General features: G+C 41.9%; 20 protein-coding genes and 1 pseudogene. 3 read left to right on the plus strand and 18 right to left on the minus strand.

Annotation, left to right across the window (positions count from 1 at the left end; translation table 11 throughout):
• Positions 1–354: 354 nt before the first annotated feature.
• From ASG14_RS08445 to ASG14_RS08455, 3 genes and pseudogenes are all read right to left on the minus strand, one after another.
• Positions 355–1,899 (minus strand): P-loop NTPase fold protein, encoded by a 1,545-nt coding sequence (locus tag ASG14_RS08445; RefSeq protein WP_056870638.1) that lies wholly within the window; start codon positions 1,897–1,899, stop codon positions 355–357.
• Between the two features lie 280 nt (positions 1,900–2,179).
• Positions 2,180–2,647, minus strand: a pseudogene (locus ASG14_RS08450) (RteC domain-containing protein); the annotation flags it as partial.
• A gap of 231 nt (positions 2,648–2,878) precedes the next feature.
• Positions 2,879–3,334 (minus strand): JAB domain-containing protein, encoded by a 456-nt coding sequence (locus ASG14_RS08455; protein ID WP_056870640.1) that lies wholly within the window; start codon positions 3,332–3,334, stop codon positions 2,879–2,881.
• Between the two features lie 606 nt (positions 3,335–3,940).
• Between ASG14_RS08455 and ASG14_RS20605 the strand changes: the two genes are divergently transcribed.
• Positions 3,941–4,072 carry a hypothetical protein gene (locus ASG14_RS20605; RefSeq protein WP_255352785.1) on the plus strand — a complete coding sequence of 44 codons (132 nt, stop codon included), beginning with the start codon at positions 3,941–3,943 and terminating at the stop codon, positions 4,070–4,072.
• 137 nt (positions 4,073–4,209) lie between these two features.
• Here ASG14_RS20605 and ASG14_RS08460 read toward each other — a convergent pair whose 3' ends face one another.
• From ASG14_RS08460 to ASG14_RS08535, 15 genes are all read right to left on the minus strand, one after another.
• Entirely contained in the window at positions 4,210–4,389 is a 180-nt protein-coding gene (locus ASG14_RS08460) for a hypothetical protein (protein WP_056870641.1), read from the minus strand.
• 77 nt (positions 4,390–4,466) lie between these two features.
• On the minus strand, positions 4,467–6,128 hold the full coding sequence (locus ASG14_RS08465; protein ID WP_056870642.1) for a hypothetical protein: 1,662 nt from the start codon (positions 6,126–6,128) through the stop codon (positions 4,467–4,469).
• Complete coding sequence (gene traM, locus ASG14_RS08470) at positions 6,121–7,179, minus strand: conjugative transposon protein TraM (protein WP_056870643.1); 1,059 nt, start codon at positions 7,177–7,179, stop codon at positions 6,121–6,123. Before traM ends, ASG14_RS08465 begins: the two co-directional genes overlap by 8 nt.
• Before the next feature lie 223 nt (positions 7,180–7,402).
• On the minus strand, positions 7,403–8,017 hold the full coding sequence (traK, locus tag ASG14_RS08480) for a conjugative transposon protein TraK (RefSeq protein WP_056870645.1): 615 nt from the start codon (positions 8,015–8,017) through the stop codon (positions 7,403–7,405).
• Between the two features lie 15 nt (positions 8,018–8,032).
• Positions 8,033–9,253, minus strand: coding sequence for a conjugative transposon protein TraJ (gene traJ / locus ASG14_RS08485; RefSeq protein ID WP_056870646.1), 1,221 nt, complete (start codon positions 9,251–9,253; stop codon positions 8,033–8,035).
• Positions 9,254–9,263: 10 nt separating this feature from the next.
• The gene (locus tag ASG14_RS08490) at positions 9,264–9,905 is read right to left on the minus strand and encodes a hypothetical protein (protein ID WP_056870647.1); all 642 of its coding nucleotides are present in this window, start codon (positions 9,903–9,905) and stop codon (positions 9,264–9,266) included.
• Positions 9,906–10,550 (minus strand): hypothetical protein, encoded by a 645-nt coding sequence (locus ASG14_RS08495; RefSeq protein WP_056870648.1) that lies wholly within the window; start codon positions 10,548–10,550, stop codon positions 9,906–9,908.
• On the minus strand, positions 10,540–11,271 hold the full coding sequence (locus tag ASG14_RS08500; protein ID WP_235528542.1) for a conjugal transfer protein TraI: 732 nt from the start codon (positions 11,269–11,271) through the stop codon (positions 10,540–10,542). The genes ASG14_RS08495 and ASG14_RS08500 overlap by 11 nt, the downstream gene beginning before the upstream one ends.
• 42 nt (positions 11,272–11,313) lie before the next feature.
• A complete protein-coding gene (locus ASG14_RS08505) occupies positions 11,314–11,682 on the minus strand; it encodes a hypothetical protein (RefSeq protein ID WP_157274880.1) in 369 nt (122 codons plus the stop codon).
• 16 nt (positions 11,683–11,698) lie between these two features.
• Positions 11,699–14,161 carry a TraG family conjugative transposon ATPase gene (locus ASG14_RS08510; protein WP_056870650.1) on the minus strand — a complete coding sequence of 821 codons (2,463 nt, stop codon included), beginning with the start codon at positions 14,159–14,161 and terminating at the stop codon, positions 11,699–11,701.
• Positions 14,158–14,511: a DUF4133 domain-containing protein gene (locus ASG14_RS08515; RefSeq protein WP_056870651.1), complete on the minus strand. Its 354-nt coding sequence runs from the start codon at positions 14,509–14,511 to the stop codon at positions 14,158–14,160. The genes ASG14_RS08510 and ASG14_RS08515 overlap by 4 nt, the downstream gene beginning before the upstream one ends.
• 10 nt (positions 14,512–14,521) lie before the next feature.
• Positions 14,522–14,815, minus strand: a complete 294-nt coding sequence (locus ASG14_RS08520) for a DUF4134 domain-containing protein (protein WP_056870962.1) — start codon at positions 14,813–14,815, stop codon at positions 14,522–14,524.
• 83 nt (positions 14,816–14,898) lie between these two features.
• Positions 14,899–15,417, minus strand: a complete 519-nt coding sequence (locus ASG14_RS08525) for a hypothetical protein (protein WP_157274881.1) — start codon at positions 15,415–15,417, stop codon at positions 14,899–14,901.
• Between the two features lie 854 nt (positions 15,418–16,271).
• Positions 16,272–17,117: an RteC domain-containing protein gene (locus tag ASG14_RS08530; protein WP_056870653.1), complete on the minus strand. Its 846-nt coding sequence runs from the start codon at positions 17,115–17,117 to the stop codon at positions 16,272–16,274.
• A 136-nt stretch (positions 17,118–17,253) separates the two neighbouring features.
• Positions 17,254–17,529 carry a hypothetical protein gene (locus ASG14_RS08535; RefSeq protein WP_056870654.1) on the minus strand — a complete coding sequence of 92 codons (276 nt, stop codon included), beginning with the start codon at positions 17,527–17,529 and terminating at the stop codon, positions 17,254–17,256.
• A gap of 245 nt (positions 17,530–17,774) precedes the next feature.
• On the opposite strand from ASG14_RS08535, the gene ASG14_RS08540 reads away from it, so the two are divergent.
• Both ASG14_RS08540 and ASG14_RS08545 read left to right on the plus strand, forming a co-directional pair.
• A complete protein-coding gene (locus ASG14_RS08540; RefSeq protein WP_056870655.1) occupies positions 17,775–18,893 on the plus strand; it encodes a hypothetical protein in 1,119 nt (372 codons plus the stop codon).
• A gap of 135 nt (positions 18,894–19,028) precedes the next feature.
• Positions 19,029–19,598, plus strand: coding sequence for a hypothetical protein (locus tag ASG14_RS08545; RefSeq protein ID WP_056870656.1), 570 nt, complete (start codon positions 19,029–19,031; stop codon positions 19,596–19,598).
• Positions 19,599–19,655: the final 57 nt, after the last annotated feature.

A 19,655-nucleotide genomic window follows, 5' to 3' on the forward strand; every position in this document is an offset into this window, starting at 1 on the left:
ATAAAAAATTTATCTAGTTGATTTAAATGTAAACCTAGAGCCCAAAAAATCGTTATTTATATGGTGGGGATATTCGAATCGTTATTTAGATAATTTTCGACATAAGTTTTTCTTAATATAGCATATTGAATAAATACCCATATAGCTCGATCCCAGCCCCGTCCGCTTCCTGATGTGAATATTTCGCTCAGATTTTGGCAGCAGCTAGCGTCCACCTTTCACAACAACGAAAACCTTGCTTGCAGCCACTACTTGTAATATATTGTTTTGTTGCTTAAAGTTTTATAGTACCAATGCGCATCATTGTGCCTGAGCAGGTATTTCCAAGCTCAACATAGGTAATCTACCACCAAATCAGTCAGTATCTCGAACAATACCATTTCTCAAAGTATTTAGAAGCGCTTGATGCATAAACCAGTAAGGATTGGGCCGTTTAACATAGAATTTATCATCCAACGAATTTTTAAAAAGATTAGTCATTCGGTAACCTCCTTCGACTGAGGAAATGAGTGCACCTCTCAAGATCGTGTTATGTTCATTGCTAATTTCAAAATGGATGTTATTAGAGTTCTCCAAATTCTTCAGAACAACATAATCACCCACAATAAATGGCACAGACCACTGGATAAGCAGTTTAGAATGTGGGTCGTTGTAGCTATCTGCCTCGGATTGTTCATAATCAGAATTAAATTCTTTGGATAACCTCAAAAGCTCTGGAGTCAGATCCTCCACTCTCGGATAAAACTGCCTCAAAACATGAATCATGATTAAAAATGGGAAATCCCTGTCATAAAACCTTCTCCCGTTTAAAATTTCAAAAACCCCTGTTGGCATTTCATAAGTCCTAAGCTTAGTAAAATTTCGGACCTTAATGGATTCAATAGTAATAAGCCCTTTAATCATGTATTGCAAAACCTTTGCAAACTCGGGTTCTATCCGAGAAATATTATATATAGAATTTGGTGAACCTTCGATATCACCACCCATACGATGAATTATATTTTTAATAAAAAATGATGCAGCATTTTCGCTTAAGTAAAACCTAAAATCAAACTTATAAATTTCAGAGGAGTAAAATTTATTTATATAACCCTGAAAATCAACTGAAGGACCATATTTATGAACAAAGATGTGGTGTATATTGGCAATATCGCATACAAAAATCACTTTATTAAATCCAAACTTATTTTCTTCAGTTTCGCCCTCGTGATGTGCCGAAAAAATATTGAATAACCGAAAAATATGATCTGGATCTAGCCTATCCATATCATCGATGATTAAAACAATTTCCTTCCCACCCCTAGCCTTTCTTATCCTTTTCAGGAATTCACGAATTCGGCCAGTAAGGCCATCAATTTCTCTAATTGAGCCGGAACGTAGCTTCTCCTCAGCAAGATACTTAATGATAATCTCCTGTTCATTTATCGATAAACCGTTTTTATGTTTAGCAATCTGGTTGAAAGCATTTTTTAGCTCAACAATCAGTTCAGATTCTAACTGCGAACCTGGGAGTAATTTAGACAAGGCAGGTAGAAATGGAAAAACGTCAAGTTTAGCATCTAACCACATCTTGCCAGCAACCAGCAAATCGACATCCTGTTTATCAAGGGCGATTTCTTCACCGAAATTCTCCATCAGATAGGTCAGTAAATCATGCTTTATCAGTTCAAAGATATCTTCATTACTAGAAACACTATAGTCAACTGGATAGAGTTTGATGCTAATGTACTCTGTAGTAGTATCAAAAAATTGTTTTAGAAAGTAAGTTTTTCCAGCGCCAAAAGGTGCTGAAAACAATATCCGCTTATTGTGCTTTGGTTTAAGATGAAGTTCAAAGTCTTCGGTAATACCACTGCCATCGATATAATAATCTGCTGGCCTATCTCGTATATCTGACATAACTTAAAAAGAGATTTATAATTTTCTTCACGCACCTTAGCTATTATTTTTCAGCAAGCTTTAGATGCCGACCCATCAACTTAACTTTGTGAAAAAAAAAGATAATGCATATTTATATATTTTTTTCAGAAATCCATGAACAAAGCGGCAAATGAACAGTAATCTTTTCAAAAGACTTTACTTACAGTAAATTGCGTTAAAAGGCTATCACCCAGTATAAAATGTGATTATCAGCGTTGGCCTGTTCCATTTTTTCATTCTATTAATGGAAATATGGGACCTAAAAGCCATATTTTCTTTTTTGGTCATCAGGGTTCCAAGCGTCACTATCCTCAATTCGTTTGGCGACAAGCTGTTGCATTTCATCCAAGTAGCGTGTTTTGCTCATTGATTTGCGCCTTTTAATATCTGCAAAGCGCTTGAAATAGCCAGAGATATTTACCGGAAGAGCTTGCCCAAAAAACTCCATGAGTTCGGATAAGCTGATTTTGCCCCCATTTACCTGACCAGTTTCGTAAACACCATAAACCAGTTCCACCATGTTGACGGCCTCCCCTGTCCATTTTAATTCTTTAAATGCATTCTTTAGCGAAGCATCTTCCCCACCTTTTTGCATTTCGATTTCCTTTTTGATTAATTCTTGAAGCCTTTCAGAGGCGATAAACTTAGAAAAAAGGTAATCAGCAACAGTAGAGAAAAACGGGTCTACATCCGGTACTTCGATAAATCCGACAAGCTGGCTACCTCCATTTCTTGTAAAATGTCACGGTATAACCTTTACAAAAAATGAGACTTGTTTAACTTAATCTGTGCTAGATATCCTCATAGCGTCATACCGGATTGATACACTTTAAAGCACTAACTGAAGTCCGGGATTTGCCAAACAGATTTTCGTGCATAGCCTAAGCTCGGGCCCGGGGCTTGAGAGATAAATAGAACGAAAAATTAGCTTCTGTGAATCGCTCACAGAAGCTAAAAACTACATTATCCCTTCATCTTTAAAGCTTAGGTAAGTATCAGGGCAAACTATGATATGATCAAGCAGCTTGATTTCTAGCAGCTTGCCCACCTCAACGAGTCGTCGGGTAAGGGCAATATCAGCCTCACTGGCATCCGATTCTCCCGAAGGATGGTTATGGGAAAGAATGATGCCACTTGCACAAGCTTTGAGCGCAATCGCAAAGATAATCTTTGCATCTGCAACTGTCCCAGAAATTCCCCCTTGAGAGATATTCACCATGCCAAGCACCTCATTCCTCCGGTTAAGCAACAAAATTTTGAATTCTTCTAAAAGCTCAATTCTATCCAGGTTCCAGTTACTGAGCAGAACATGGTAAGCTCTAAGCGAACAGTCGATTTCCGGTCTTTGAGAAGCTTTAAACTTTGGTTTGTAGCTGATTTCGATTTCGGCTAGCTGATACAATGCATTTTCCATAATATTTTAATTTAATTATGGTGCCGCCACAGGTTTTACGACCGCCAAAGCATGAAGAAGCAACGGAATAAATGGGAATGCGGGGATTGCCACAGGCGGGTTTATGCCGGAATTTCTTCTGCGTGCCGGTTGTTGAACCTAAATTTGTACCGGATTAATTGAAGTCTCCGACATAATATTATTAAAATCAAGAAAGCTTTAACAGTAAAATTCACAATCACCCTAATTTTTGATTTCGGCGAATTGAACGGAGGTTTCGGGCTATTTAGAGTGAGTCAACTAAATATTATACCTGGAAAATAATATTCTCTGCTTAATAAATATGATCTATCCTTCGACTGACAATCGTTGACTTCATAGCAATATCAGGGTACAAATGATGAAATCCATAAGTGTAGAGATCCGCAACAGCTTCACTCATAACTCAAAGTCAATGAATATCTTTAATTCATTGACTTTGAATCGTGTAGTAAAAATAATCTCTCAACAAAAGTATACCAGGAGGATTCTAAAAGTAAAGAAAGTACGAATGTTCAAAACTTCATGATTTTCGGTTTTAAAATATTTGTTATCTTTAGCGATTAATTCACTTAAAAACAGAACGTTATGGGAATCAAACCAGGTCCAAAAAGAACCGCTGTATCTACCGGAAAACCGGATAAACGTCAGCATGACAACAAGGAAACACCAGGTAACACGCCATCACTGAAGCCTCATAAGCATACAAAAGGAAAATGAGGTTCTCAATCATAATTTATGAACCACTCAAGGAAATTTTTAGTCTGTGTACTAGGAGCGGTAATTTTTTTTTAAAACCTGCTAGCTAAAAAAGCCGTGATCGAAGTGACCACGGCTTGCAAGCTTAATTCGTTTTGTTACTTTGCAGAATTTTTCTTTTCTGTTACTTCAGCGCGTATTTCCTGCGCTAGAACCTTCAGTTCCTGCATTGCCTTGCGAACTCTGGTACCAGCAGCACCATTATTGGCATCATGAAACTTGGTTACATCAGTCTCCACAGCTGAAACCAGTTCTTTTAATTTTGAAAATTTGTCCATTTTTCTTGTTTTTGTTATCAGGCTTTCGCCAATAAGTTTATTAATAGTTTTTTTTATGTCTAATGTAAGAAAAGATTTTAAAGTCCGACACTTTGCTCCTTGCCGGCGACCTTCGCTTTTGTGTTGGACTTATCGGATATTTTCTCATTTATCTGTTCTTTCAAGAACTGTTCACGCTTTTCGCTTTTACCCTCAAGATTGAAAACATTCAATTGGCTATAACGTGGAACTGCTTCAATTTTAAGCGCTAAAAGGTTACCATCTTTTTCGATAGAAACTGCTGCACGGTCACCATTTTTGAGACTTGACTCCAGCTTCTCGCTCAATTTTTCGTTCGCTAATTCTTTAAATGGGAACCTTTCCAATACCTCTTTAAGATCAAAGCCATAGGAAGGGTCGTGATATTGGTTGACATTAAAATTCATATACTTATCCCTTGGACCATCCAGGTCAAGCTTCATCCATGCTTTATAGGCCGCACCCTCCTTCGACAACATATCATCGCGATACACCGCCCTACCTTCTATCAGGTTAAGTGCTTGTGAGGCAGAAAATCCCTTACCCCTGTCTAACCAGAACGTCTGCCCTACGGGTGGGTTTCTGAGTATCCGTGAAAAATCTTTGTCGACAAAAGAAATCTTGCCCTCGTCCATGGCAGCCATCCTATTGCTGTTTTGCTCTGAGGTACCGATTGCCAGTTCCGCCTTGCCGGTCTGCTTTTTAAAAACATCAATCGCCTGCGCAGCATTATCATATTTTATTACTGTGTTCTTTCCCTGATCGATGGATGGAGCAATAATAAGATAGGACTGGTCTTTTTCAAGTCCCTTACCTTCGGTAAGCATTACTTCAAATTTATTAAGGTAATAAAAATCTGACTGAGAAGACTGCCTGAAAAAGAGTTGGAAGTCAACCTGTCCTTTTGTTCCCGTCATTCGGTCATTAAGCTCAAACTCGGGCACATTATTTTTCATTTGCATTTCCATCTTTTCATGCAAATGCTCGGGGAACCCAAGTGAAGAGAGTTCGGTTTTCAATGATTCTAGATTCTTTTGGTTCATAATATTTGGATTATTAAATTGTTGTAAATAACATTGCCAGCTAAACTGTTCAAGTGTTTTTAAACTTTGGCCGTGCTTTTCCACATCCCGGAAGTCTACCCATGGTGGAAAAAAAATTTTGCTGTCATATCCCTGAGATTTTCTTGCGTGTCCCTGGACAATATGGTCGAGTGGAGTACCGGTTAAGTAGGATTTTTCAAGCCTCATAGCGATTCCTTCTACCCTTGAATCCTCAGATAGCCCACTATCATCGCCTCTTCCGCGAAACTTAGCTAGTTCGCTAAGCACCCGATCCATTGCTTGTTGCTGAGATGCAAACAGGCGATAGTCTTCAACCTCTGCCCGCCCATAATTCTTCCAGTTCAATACTTTCATGCGTCCTTCTAGCACCGCAGAATGCACGCCATTATTTTCCATGGCTCCATGATTGATGACCGGTTGCTCAATTATAAGGGCGTAGGAGGCCAAACTGATTTTCATTTCTGGATTGCTGGAGAGGATCAGTTCTATTTTAACCTGTTTACCAGCGAGCTGCTTATCCAGTAATAGGGTCGGCTCTTCCCATGGGGCATCGTATAATTTTGAGACAAAAGGGACCAGCGATTTATCAAAGAGACCGAGTTGTTGAATTTGCTCAGATACGTCTGCGATTTGCTGCGCTTTGTGACGGCTAATCATTACCCGCCTTCCGCTTATCGCCGTTATTTCGGATGAGTACCTCCAGCCCGGTTTTAATTTTAATTTTTACGCGTTTAACTTTTTTCGAAAAGAGGCTTTTTGCTGCGTCTATGCCTGCGCCCGCGACTTGTCCAGCCATTGAGCCGTCCATCGTGATGACATTCATGCCACGCACAGCGTTGTCTGTACCGTTATTTAATGCGCCGGCTAGGACAGCATCGGGGGCAAAAATTCCCTTTATGCCATCAAGACCGTAGAGGGTTAGATCTACCGGGATAATCCGGTTTTCTATTCTTATGGTCTTAATATCCAACAGGAGACGCTGATTGGTCAGTTGGCAAAGTCCAAATAACATTGTCCCGGAAGGGATCATGACTCCGTTAAGCAAAGCACTGTCCAAAAGTTTTACCTGCATGGAAGAACCCTGTTGTAAGACCTGCTTATCTAAAACCAGCCCGCGGATGGCAGAGAACAAAGTCCCGGGACTGGTGGCGTCACCATTTTGTGTTGAAAGCTTTACAGCTTGCGGATTTTGAACCTCGGCAATTTTTTCCATTAAGGTCGTGAGCTGCTTTAATTCTTCATCTTCACCTTTGGGTGCCTGCATCGTTTTCATCAATAACTCAAGCCGATCGACATCGTTTTTCATCCCGAAGCCTTCTTTTTTCTGGCTCGCCTGCTTTGAAAGATTTGGCTCCGCCCCGGTACTTTCAAGCTCCGCGGCAATCCTTCTTAACCGGTCATCGATATCCCGGCTTTTGAGTTCTACGTCCCCCACTGGTTGAAGCTTTCCAATATTTTCGGCAAGCCTCCGCTCGCCCAATTTCCTTAACGAATCCTTACTACTGGATTCATAAAATCCCATTTTATCTACTGGGTCATCGTTTTTGAACTTTGCCGAGGGTAAGGAGGGATTTATACCTGATGATACCTGATTTGAATCTTTTGCTTTGCCGCCGTCTAGGGCAAAAAATCCTAGGGCCAAAAAAGGCAGGATAATTAATGGAAGCGCCAGAAGCACTATCCTTTTGTCTTTTAATTTTCTTTCCATAAGTACTATTTTTTATAAAAAACCTGTGAGCAAACTAATGCAGTAGAGACCAAAAACTGCTGATATCACCAGCAGCCAAATCTTAAGCCAAATCCTGGGAAGCCTTGTTAGGTTTGCATTGATGGCATCCGCCGTTTTTCGCAATATGTGGATGAGCGTAGCCTTAAGTGCCTTGCTAGTAATATTTTCTGACTGATGAGGTGATCGTGCTTCAGTTTTCATGTTAAGGTTTTAATGGTAAATCATTGTTTTCAAGCGTCTCCCAGTTCTGGATTAGAAAACCGTGCGGGTTGTTATCCGATCGGGAAACATTACGAACAGAACCGCGGGTTATCAGTCTTCGGCTAAGCCGTGAAGATGAGCGGATAAGTGTCTGCGTCGCGTAGGCTCGAAACAGGTACGGGGTAGTGCTCAGATCCACAGTTATACTGTCCACGGTAATCACCTGCGAAACATTAGCTGAAATCAATCCCTTGTAATAGCCCTGCTCTTTAAGGTTATCGTAAGCTTTCTTTGCACTTTCATCAGCGAGGTTGAGTGCAGCAGCGATGTTGGTGGCAATTACTTTTTCATCCGGATCGAGTGAGAAAAAATAGTGATGGAACATTTTAATATGATCTTTTAGTTCTACTGCTACATTGTCTTTTCTTTCTGCCGAGATTGCTTCTAGGGCTTTCCCGCCTGCCAGTATGTAAATACGGCCCTGTACCTGGCTTACCATTCTGAATGCCTGCCAAACCGCGCCGATACTTATCAGTATACAGGCCACAACCATCAATGAAGAGAAAGTTTTAATGTGGCGAAACGCAGAATCGATGTTTTTAAGTTTATTGAACATGGTAGTGATTTTATGTTATTGAGATTTACCCGACAGGCGCTCTTTCTGGTAGCTTGCCGATGGTCCACCATCCTTGAAATAATCTCCCTGCGCTCCAGCCGCATAACCCTGGGACTGTTTTCTTGCTGCATCTCCAAATGCATCAACTGCCATTCCGCCTCCCGCAGAGATAGAATTCATACCGGCCGATGAAGTTGAGATCACTAATGCGTTCATTCTGGAAAGAATCGCATTCCCGCCACCTGCGTGAACGACATAGTTTGCTACGTTCGGCACTGAAAAATAGCCCACGATACCAATAATGAGGAAGATCAGGTAGGCGGTATCAGTTGAGGAAAAAAAAGTATCGCCTGCGGCTTCAATCTGAGAGATATCAAGTTTTATCATATTTTCCTGAATCTTGCCCAAAATGCTGCCGAAGATGTTGGCGATAGGCAACCAAAGAAAAATATTCACATACCTGGCAAGCCAGACCGTTAGGGTCTGCTGAAATCCGTCAAATACACTAAAGCCAAGGACCAAAGGCCCAAGAATGGCCAGGACAATTAGAAAAAAAGTACGGAGCGTATTAATGCAGAGTGCTGATGCGGCATACAACACTTCGAGCACTTCTTTCAGCCAACCTTTAATGGAGTTCCGGAAATTGTAACTTTGTTTTTCCATATAAAACTGAAGGTCATTTCCTATGCCGTCCAGAAAAGTTTCACCATTTCCTTCCGGATCTTTTGGGTGGGAATATTTGTACCATTTTTCCCTGTCCCCTTGTCCGGTGTCACCTATATACATTTGCCAGTATTTACTTTCTTTTATCGCAGTTTCTTTAACTTTTAGTAGGGCCTCTATTGCTCTATTAGAATCCGAGACCATGGCACTGGTTGCGGAAACGGTCGGCTGGAGCACGCCATTGATTATGGAAATTACCGAGGGAAACATAACAATGCACATTCCTATGGCAAACGGGCGCAGTAGTGGGTATACATCGACGGATTCTGCTGATGCAAGTTGCCTCCACACCCGCGAGGAGATGTACCAAAGGGCGGCGAAGCCTGCAATCCCCCTAGACACACCAATGAGACGGGAACAAAGCGGCAACATCTCTGCATAAACCCGGTCAAGCACCGGCTGCATTCCAGTAAGCGTCTGAGAGATAGCTTGTGAATAGCTGAGCGAGGGCAGGCAAAATAGGGCAATGGCTAGCCCCAATCCCATGCAAATGGGATGACATTTTTTTTTCATATCTAATCCTTTATGGTTTATCGTAAAGTAATTTTAGTCTTTGGACTGATGACTGCTCGCGGCTCCTCTGGACTTTAAGCAGTTCTGCCTGCTCATTGAATTCCTGTAGAAAAAGTACCTTGTCTCGCACATTTTCGTGGATGCGGTCTATTGCCCGCATCCGCTGACCGTCATCCATGCGAAGTTGTGAGGAGGTGACCACCATCAGCAGCTCATCGAGATTCTCAATGCTTGATGAAAACAGTTGTGAATAAACGTTCGTAAAGTAGTCCAGCTCATCCATGCTGAAGCGTCCGGAATGCGAAAAGCGCTGAAAGGACGAGCGGTAGGTGGACATCAAATTATTTTGCATCGAAATTATCTCCGCGACTCGCTTGTACTTTTTTACCGCAGGATTTACGAGCGAAAGTCCGTCGATGAAAACTTCATGAAGGGAAAAATTTCCCTGGGAAACATTTTTAACGGCCGAGTAACCCCGCGATAAAATTGTGTAACCCCTTTTCATATCTGAAAGGATATTCTTAAGCTGGGAAAGTTTTTCAACGTTGATTAGCAGTTGTTCCACTTCGACACTTTGAGCGGCGGCTCGCAACGAAAACCCGAAGAAAAAAAACAGCAACATCCCCTGATAAATTATTAAAATAGGTTTCATTTAAAATCCTCCATTTTTTTTAAATTCTCTAAGCGCCTGGTTTTTTTGAGCCCGCAAAAGTTTGACAGAGGTGTCAAAATCGGTAGCGGAACGGTAACTTTCCAAAATCCTGTCGTACATGGTTTGAAAGTTTTTAAAGCGTTCCTCTTCACTCATTTCTAGTTTCCCTGCTTCAAGCAGCGCAGACAGCGTTTGAAGAGCTGTTTCTACATTTATTTTTAAATCGTGCTTTACGCTTTCAATAAATTCTATTTCAGGCGGCCCGAATGCAACATCCCCATAATTTCTGTTTGAAATCCGAAAGATCTCCTGCTCCATGGTGAGCAAAGAAGCCAACTTGGGGTGCCCCGAGATTAGCGGATTAACTGCTTTTAGCGAACCGAAAAAAAGCTCATGGAGTCCGAACTCGCCGTCTTTGAACCCCTTAATAAATTCAATACCGTCCCCCGCAATTCTGTAGCCCTTATCTAAGTACCCGGCATAGATTTTCAATGCGATAAGCTGCTCAATGAAGTAACGTTTCTGCGTCTTTTTTTGCTGGGTAAATTCTGTCCAGGTCTGCGCCTTTAGCCCTGACATGGAAAAAAGCAAAAGCGGAAAAACTACACATGCTTTCAATGCCGGTAATGCTTTTCTAAAGTCCATATAACTCCCGTATTTTTGCGGCATCTTCCAAAGAGGAGGCACGCTTTAGTGAAAGACTCGCATTTTCTGCGTTGTAGCGTTTTAGATCTGCATAATTCGCCTCCATTTTCTGCGCCACATCAGCAATAATCTCAAGACGTGCGGAATCTTCCATCTGCGTTTTGAGTGAACTGACTGCTAAAAGCAGTTCATCTAGGTTTTTTATGCCTTCATCCAGAATTCCTGAATAAACTTTTTGCATCGTCAGCAGCTCCTCCTGGGTAAAATGCTTGTCCTTTTCAAACAGCGCCCACGCCCAACGGTATTCATCAAGGATATTTCCTTGTGTAGAAACAACCTCGTGGACGCGCTTGTAGTACGCAATCACCGACTTTACCTTCCATAACGAGGCGTAATACTCCTGATATAAATTCTTTTGCTTCTCCGACCAATCGGCTATCTCAGTAAGCTTAAGTTTTGAAAGCTGATTTTCAAGTACTTTTTGAGCATTCTGCAACCATATTGTTTCGTTCTGCAGGCGTTGCATTTTCAGATCAACTGCCTTGATTACCTTCTTTACCCCTGCCTGTATCACCTCGAGCACAGCAATCTGAGCGGTAGCGCCTTTGGGTAGCGTAACGCAGAGCGTCATGGTGCTTAAGGGAAGAATTACCATATAACTTTTCATAATTTTTTTGATTTTAGAGCCTAGCTGGCCCGGGGCCAGAAAATGTCTTTTCATAATTTCATTTTTAAAAATCCCTGATAACTAAAATTTGCGTGATTAGTCTTGTTTTACATATTTCCGCCTTCCAATTAAAAGAGCGCCGGAATCCGGATAAAAGATGAGTGTCCTTCCATGTCTCAGTTCAGTCATCGCACAGGTAGGCTGGTCATAGACAAGCAACCAGTGTTCCTCCGCAAATTGTCTGCGACCTGGCTTTCCATTGTTCATCAGGTTAAAGCCGGTACGGCGATGGACCTTGAAGTTGTTCCCTTCTTGCGAAGAAATGGATAGCGTATCATCGGCCAGACTAAGCTGACCTCGGGAGTGGTTGACAAAATTTCCAGATGCGAACTTCCGCACCCGATCTGTTTTACAGGCCATTACCACAGCGCTGCAAAACAGAAAAATCAGTGATAGTTTTTTCATGTCGACGTTTTTTAAATCAGTTCTTTCTCTGGCGAAGTTCTTCGGCTAGTATGGCGATACCCTTACTGATGCTTCCGTATCGCTGTGCATATTGTTGTACGAGTAGCTTTTCTTTCTCTTCAGTTGAGTAAGTGAGGTATTCCTCCAGGGAAACTTCGGTGCGGTATACTTTTGAATACTGCCCGCCCAGGGAGATGAAGACTTCTTTGTATTTTTTTGATGGGTCATTGGCGCGGTTCATTGAAAGGATGAGTGCCCGCTCTTTATCGGTCAGCCCCAAAAGTTCCTGAATCATGTCAAATTTATTCTGGTACTTGCTTTGGTCGAGCAGGATTTTGCAATCTGCATTATTGATAATTGCCTGCTTTACAATCGGAGAAGAAATGATATCTTCAACATCCTGCGTAACGACAACGGCTTCCCCAAAGAACTTTCTGACTGTTTTGAACAGGTATTTAATATATTCCGCCATACCTTCCTTGGCGATTGCCTTCCAGCACTCTTCGATGAGGATCATTTTGCGAATGCCCTTGAGTTTTCTCATCTTTGAGATAAAAACCTCCATAATGATGAGCGTTACAGCGGGAAATAAAATCGGGTGATCCTTGATATTATCAAGCTCGAAAACAATAAACCGCTCATTAAGTAAATCGAGCTGTGAAGTGGCGTTTAGCAGATAATCAAATTCCCCTCCACGGTAATATGGGGCAAGGACGTACAAAAAATTCTGCATATCGAAATCCCGGTCCCGCACGCCGTCATTTTCCAGGATTTGGGCATATTGGGTTGAAAGGAAGTCGTAAAAGGAGTTAAAGCAGGGAAATATTTCTGTGTGCAGGGATAGATGCTGGTAATAACCGCCCAGGGCATTTGAAAGGGCAACATACTCTGAACGCCTGAAGCTTTCATCATCCTTTTTCCATAATGCCAGTAAAAGGGTTTTTAGGCTCTCTTTTTTTTCGGTATCCAGCACTTCTCCTTTTCCTAGAAAAAAAGGATTAAACTCGATTGGTGCACTTTCTGAATAAGAGAAATAATATCCGCCCAACATTTCACACAATCCTTTATAGCTGTGACCGACATCTACAAGTAACACGTGAGTTCCCTGGTGGTAATAGCTGTGAACCATATGGTTTGTAAAAAAAGACTTACCCGAGCCTGAGGGACCAAGTATAAACTTATTGCGGTTGGTGATGTAACCTTTATCCATTGGCTCATCTGAAATATCGGTATGGACGGGCTTTCCCGAAATGCGGTCGCCCAGGCGCATTCCAAATGGCGAAATAGAATCCCTGTATGCAGATTCCTGGTTGAAAAAGCAGGAAGCAACCTGGGCAAAGGTGTTGAAAGTATCATTCATGGGAAAATCTGCCGCATTCCCTGGAATGCCTGCATACCAGATTTGTGCAGCGCCATCACTTTCGAGTTTTGCGATGGTGTCCATCACTGACATCGCCGAGCCTACCAGATTTTGCGCAGTTTCGCCATTAGCCCCCTCACCCCATGTCAGAACATTGAAGTGCGCCTTAAGTGGCATGTGACCGAGCGCAACTGCTTCGTTCAGGTAATCATTTACCAATTCCCTGGAGATAGCATTCTCCCGTGAATATGCCGATAATGATTGCAGACGGAGTTTTTTTGCCTCAAGTTTTTTTATCACCGCGTGCGCATCGTCAATAAAGACATACTGGTTATAAATGTGGTTGCAGGCAAGCAATACACCGAGAGGAGAGGAAAAGCCAAGCGAAAATTTCGAGTTGTCTGTAGAGTAGGCATCATAATTTACCCTTGATCCGCACAATGAGGGCAGGTGATCACTATCGGCCATCGTGAACAAGCTGAGCGGCTTATCTCCTATTTTTATTCCTCCCTTGAAATGAATATCCTTAATCTGGGATGGCTGGTTTCTGGCCAACAGAAAACAATAACGTTCAATAATCCCAGGCTTATTGGCTGTACCGGCGAGCTCATCGTCGGTGAGCCGCAGACCAGAAATAAAACCTGAATCCGATAATATCCTTACAAACTGTGAACACTGTTGCTCAAAGCAAGCCTTTAGCGCTTCACATAAAACCTGTGCCGGTACAATAGTTTTGCGCAACAGGTTGCAGTATGCGGAACTTGAGGGCCGGCGGGAAGTCGACTTAAGCGTAAGAAAAAGATAGCACTCATGGCTAAAAAATGGCCGCTCGCGGAAAAACCGTTCACTCGAGCGCATAAGCAGTTCTTCGCCGGCTTTATCGAAGTCAGCTTCGAAAGCCTCAGCACAAAACCAGTCCTGTTTATGGACTATCGCATTTTCGGGCAGGGTACGGATTGCCTTCACCCATGCATGATGCAGCGCATCATAATCATTTTGCGACAGGGTGAAAACCTCTGGTAAGTGCAGGCGGTAAGCAATAGTAATATCGCCATTTACCGAGAGCATGGAATCATCCTCAACAGCATAAACCGGAAATATCTCAGCAGCTTCAATCATGACCTTCCCTCCCTTAAAAATTTACTTTCCATTGTAAATTTCATTCCAGTGAACAACCTGCGGGAACGAAACACCAGGCATGCAGGAACATTGGCTGAAGCGAAAAATTTCATAAGCCCATGTTCACCGAATGTCGCTGAAAGGCGATAAACAGCTATGAAAAGTATAAGTCCAAGTACAAGTATGATTGGCAAAAGCACTATTATTGGCAGCCCTGCCACGTACAGCACAACAAAAAGAAGCAACATAGCAACAAGCCCGATTGCCAAGTAAGCAATGTACTGCGCGATAAGGCCCTTAAAAACAATCGGGCGTGAAACGCCTTTATTGACTTGATATATAGCAGACATAAGTTAAATTTTAAAGGCCAAAAAATGATTGGAGTACGGTTGCGACTACGACCAGAAATATGCAGCTGCCAAACCAGGCGGCCGCAACCTTATTGGTATCGGGTTCACCTGCGTTCCACTTATTAAAAACTTTTACTGCGCCTATGATGCCAACCACGGCACCAATTGCATACATCAAATCGCACCCTGTATCAAAGTAGCCCTTTACTTTGTCAGCGGCTTCCTGAATACCTGCGTTTCCATCCTGTGCAAAACAGGAAATCGTGAACAGGCAACTTTGCATTATCCAGACACAAGACAACATTGTAGATTTCGAAACAATATTTCCTTTAATACTTTTCATTTTAGTTTTCATTTCAATATATTTAAATTTTTATTCAATTGGATTTAGTCCCATATATTCTCTAGTTCTTGTTTGGATAGTAAAAATGGTGCGTGGGCTTTAATGAAGCTATTGATCTGCGCACATGCCGGATGGGAAGCCATTGGCGGATAGCGGAGCTTCATCGCTTCAAGCAGTCCGAGAAAATCTCCCTTATCTCCGTCGTTTTCTGCAAGGAGGGTAAAAATCTCTTTGAGTTCGGCAATGATGTCTGATTTGAGCCCAACCTCCCCATTTGTTTCTGGTGCAAATGAGACTTCAGAAATTGATGAAGATCGCAGTCCCTGAGGGGTCTTTGATAAGCCCATAACCGAAGGCTGCACTGGCTGTGGTTCTTGAAAGTGCGGGACATCCTGCTGACCATACGATGTGACCGGAACAACACCTGATGGCATACCCCTGGAAAGTCTGAAAAATGATAAACATTCCTTTCGATACACCGTTAATGCAACGCCTGCATACCAAAGGAAATACGTTGCTCCTACGCAAGCAAAAAAGGCTGACCATGAATAACTTTGAAGCATGAGAATTTCTTTTAACCACTGCTACTTTGCAGATGGGTATAGCAAAGGTTCGTAAAGCGCAAAACAGTATTTAGGTAAATGGAGGTACTACTGATAAATAAAATATATTCCGAGAAGACTTAGTTATGAATATCTATAAATTAATGCGCTCAGGCTTATTACTTTGCTCAATAGCCTTAAGCTCTTATGCCCACGACGCGATCACCTGGGAGACATTTTCCAACGGCAGCAAAGTAACAGATACCGTCTCGCTTGGCGATTATCTGCCATAAAAAGATAATGTTGTTTATGTAGAAGTGTGGTTGAGCTACCGAAATACCGCCAAAGCAAAACTATACTCCCTTGCGAAGCTGGCAATCCAGAAAACCTTCACAAGCAATAAAACGGGTACCTCAAATATGATCTTGAGTCTGGGATTTGCAGCATCAATAACTTTTATGACATCAGCGATATGACGGCCTTAAGCGCACTGGGTTCAAGCCCAAGTACACACAAATACTATTTCAATGCGCTGAGATCAATCATTGTAAAAGACAATAAATATAAAATCAAAATGGAGGTGCCACAATATCATATGGGCAGTCATCGGGATATAGGAGCTATACTGATTTTCAATCCCAGAGTATGCCCGTAAGTAATCTTGCAAATTCAGGGCAAACATGAAATGCCAGAGAATGCGGGTATTAAAACCCTTAACGACAAGATGCTAGTGACTTTCAACTTAGTTCAAAAGGAGATTTCACAGGAACTCGATACGGATTTTTAAACTAGTGTGGCCCTTCACAGGGCCGCACCAATTTCATTTGGGACACATATGGCCGTGTCCAACGGGGATTAGGATGGCTAGCCCTCTGTTACTTGTCATCCTGATCCATTTTTTTCAGCAGTGCATCTTTTAAAGAGTCGACAAACTGTGTCCTGCTCAGGCGTTTCCTTGCTCTGATTTCCGAGAATCGCTTTGCAGGAACGCCTATTGAAATAGCGAGGTGCTCTTCAAGCCATCTAAAAACCTGGGCCAGCCCAGCCTGTCCATTATTAAGCTGCCCACTTAAATGTAATGCATAGCCAAGCTCAGCCAGGTGTATTTTATCTCCTGTCCATCGAAGGTCAGATTTCATTTCTCCAGGATTAAAGCTTACTAGCGGATGGCGTTTAACAAAATTGATGCGTTCAATGAGCCATTCCTTGAGCATATCGAAAGCTCGGAACTTAGCAAATAAATAATCTCCCGGAGAAGAAAATATCGGTTCCAATTCCGGCTGCTCAGGTAAAAGTGATTCTGAAAAATCGGCTTTCCTTAAAAAATAGAATCTGTCAAGTTCTGATAGATCCATTCTATAATACTGGTACTGAAAGGGGTGACAGAGCAGAAATCTTTCAACCACTCGGAGTTCGCCTTCCAGGAAAACCTGCTGAAGCTCGGCACCTCCAGAGGGCATATTGGTCTCGATTAAATAGAGTTCCGAATGAAATATTTTCCATTTGTAAAATGCGGGCTTGATGACCTTAAAAAAGTGTATTTCTTCGGCTTCACTTAAAGATTCGTTTTCGATAAAAAACATCCTTAATTTTTCAAGCGAATCGCGTGAGACCTTTAAACCCTTTCTCATCTTCACAAAAGGATTGTTTTCCTGACTCGAAATTGAAGCGATTTCATCTTCCAATTGCCTGAGGAGTCTGTTGCTAACTTCCTGTATCATAATTATCTGATTTATTTGTCTTCAAACCTACTCTGATAAAATTCAATCGGACTATTTTGAACTTAAATGGGCTGATATTGAACTAAACCGTTGCGCTTTTGACCTGTTTGCGCTCAAAAGTGGATAGAAGCAGATATCATATCCGACCGCGACGGACGCTTTCCTTGAGCTCATCTTCCAGCTGATAGCGGTAAAACCTATCTCCACCGGGCATTTTGATTGGGGTCAGTACGCCTTGCTTCACCTTTCTCTTGTAAGTACTTTCACTAATCTGAAGATATTCCTTGACTTCCTGCCTGGTCATCTGGGGTGCATCGGCGGAGACAGCACCGGCTGATTGCTGCAGTTGTAAGTACCTTAAGATTTCATAAATTTTGCGTAGGATGTCGAGTAGAGCGTCGATCTTATTCATAAACAAGGGTTTAAGATTGATAAAAAATAAACTGTACAAAAAAAGCCTGAAGTTGGGCTGTTGTCAAGTTTCATGAGGGTGGCCCTTTTTGCCACCCCACAGCTTGTCGTCAAATCAAATAGAGCGCCCTTTAACTTCATCACCGCTATCAGTCTTCTTGGTCCGACTGTAACGCACTCCGGTGTAATTATTTTCGATAATGATGAACTAGCGTTTAAATTCAAGGCGACGCTTAAATCAACGACATGAATTTTGAACTTGAATATCTCTGGAACCTTTGTACAGAACAGTCAGCGAAAAACCAATCGGTTAAGCAGAAGCACAACCTTCAGAAGGAATTTACTGCTGAATCGGACCGTTTAAAAAGAATCTATCTATTCTTTGTACCTCAGCGGGATCTGTCCCTGGCAGCATTCATCCAATTTCACCAGCATAGTTTGTCCAGGCTTCTGGCAGCTATGGAAACAAGCGGCGAATCTTCGCATGCCAGTCAAGAAAAACCGTCGGCTGACCCGGGACTGTGCGGCGTACTGGATGAATTGCTCGAATTCTTAAAATATAATTTCCCGCGGGAATTCGATTTCAGCGCGAGGCTTTGCAACACGAGTTTACAAAGAGAACAAGGCTCGCAACAGGTGGCAGAATTAATTGATAATAAGCTCGAAGAGAAGCACATTAGTCCCGAACTTTGTGCGATACTTACATCCGCTCTTTCCCTATCGGACAGAGAACATTTTTCTTACGAGGATATTGGTTATATCCAATTTCTTTCCGGACTGATTCATAAAGACCTGGAACGCCTTGATTCAGATCAGTCACTTGTAGATTTATTAACCCGTCACAACTTCAACAAGCTTCAGTTTCTGGAATTCCTGATTGACCGGATGAGCACTGAGCTGGAAAGCGCACTAGAGATCTCTGAAAAATATAAATTTCTGCTAATTGTAAAAAAAGAAACCGAGCAAACTGTTTTTGAAAAAGATATCCAGTATTCCCGCCTAGTTCCTCCGCTTTCAAGATTAATCCTAGAACATCTGGAGTCTGAGCGCCTTTTTTTAAAGGAAATCGACCTCTTAAGTACAGAATGGGTAAATTCAGGACTGCTGGAGGCAAACTATAAGGTATCACTAACAGTGAAGCAGCTGGCCTTTTACATCTACTTAAATGTTGAATGCGGCATCATCACGGAACAGCGCGCGAAGAAAATACATCAGTACGCTATTGCTCATCTGGAGAGCCATGAAAAAAGCGGGATTTCTGAAAAAAGCTTTAAAAATGCCTACTATCTTCATCATGCCGAAGATATCAAAAAGGTTATGGAAAAAGTCTCAAAGATGCTGGCCATCGCAAGGGAGCGTTACTAACCTAATTGTGATCATAAACTTGGTTGAACTTTCATAGGGATACCCAGATTTTTTACAGTACCAAATGGTGGTTAGCGGTGGCTGTTTTAGCCACTTGACAAAGGAACACAGAAAGCTTCCTTTGCGCTAAAAAAAATGAACAACAACCAGCTTTTTAATTATCTGGAAAAAATATTTCCAGTTAGTTCCGCACTACTGGCCTACCTGGATGTGGCCTTGACAGAATTCCATTTTGAAAAGAACCAACTGATAGCTGAAGAATTTTTCTTAGACAATCCCTTGGTCTTTTTAATGCAGGGCACAATTAAGATAAAGCTTCAGGGGCTTAAAGAGCCAGGTCAACACGTTATCAGGTTTTGCTTTGATGATTCATTTGTCCCCGCCATTGCTGAGCCTGACAAAAACGATTATCTAAAAACTACCACAACAATCGATGCCTGTCTGCTAAAGGCTCTTCCGCTTAAGCATGAGTATAATCTGTATAAGCTTTTCCCGGAGTACCATCAGTTGATTGATAGACTGCATCGAAATCAGTTGACGGAATTATTAACCTTTATATTCCATTTAAGATTTGATGAGGGGCATGAACGTTTAGCAGATCTTATCAATATAGAGCCTAAAATATTCCAGATCGCATCAATAAACGATATCGCAGCAGCGGTAGGGGTTCATTCCCATACCTTAAGCGGCTACCGTAAACCTTGAGAAGTCAATTTCCTGCATGCGAGCATTGATGTAATCGATATTCGATGTTTTATCCGC

Source organism: Pedobacter sp. Leaf194 (assembly GCF_001423945.1).
Classification (GTDB): domain Bacteria; phylum Bacteroidota; class Bacteroidia; order Sphingobacteriales; family Sphingobacteriaceae; genus Pedobacter.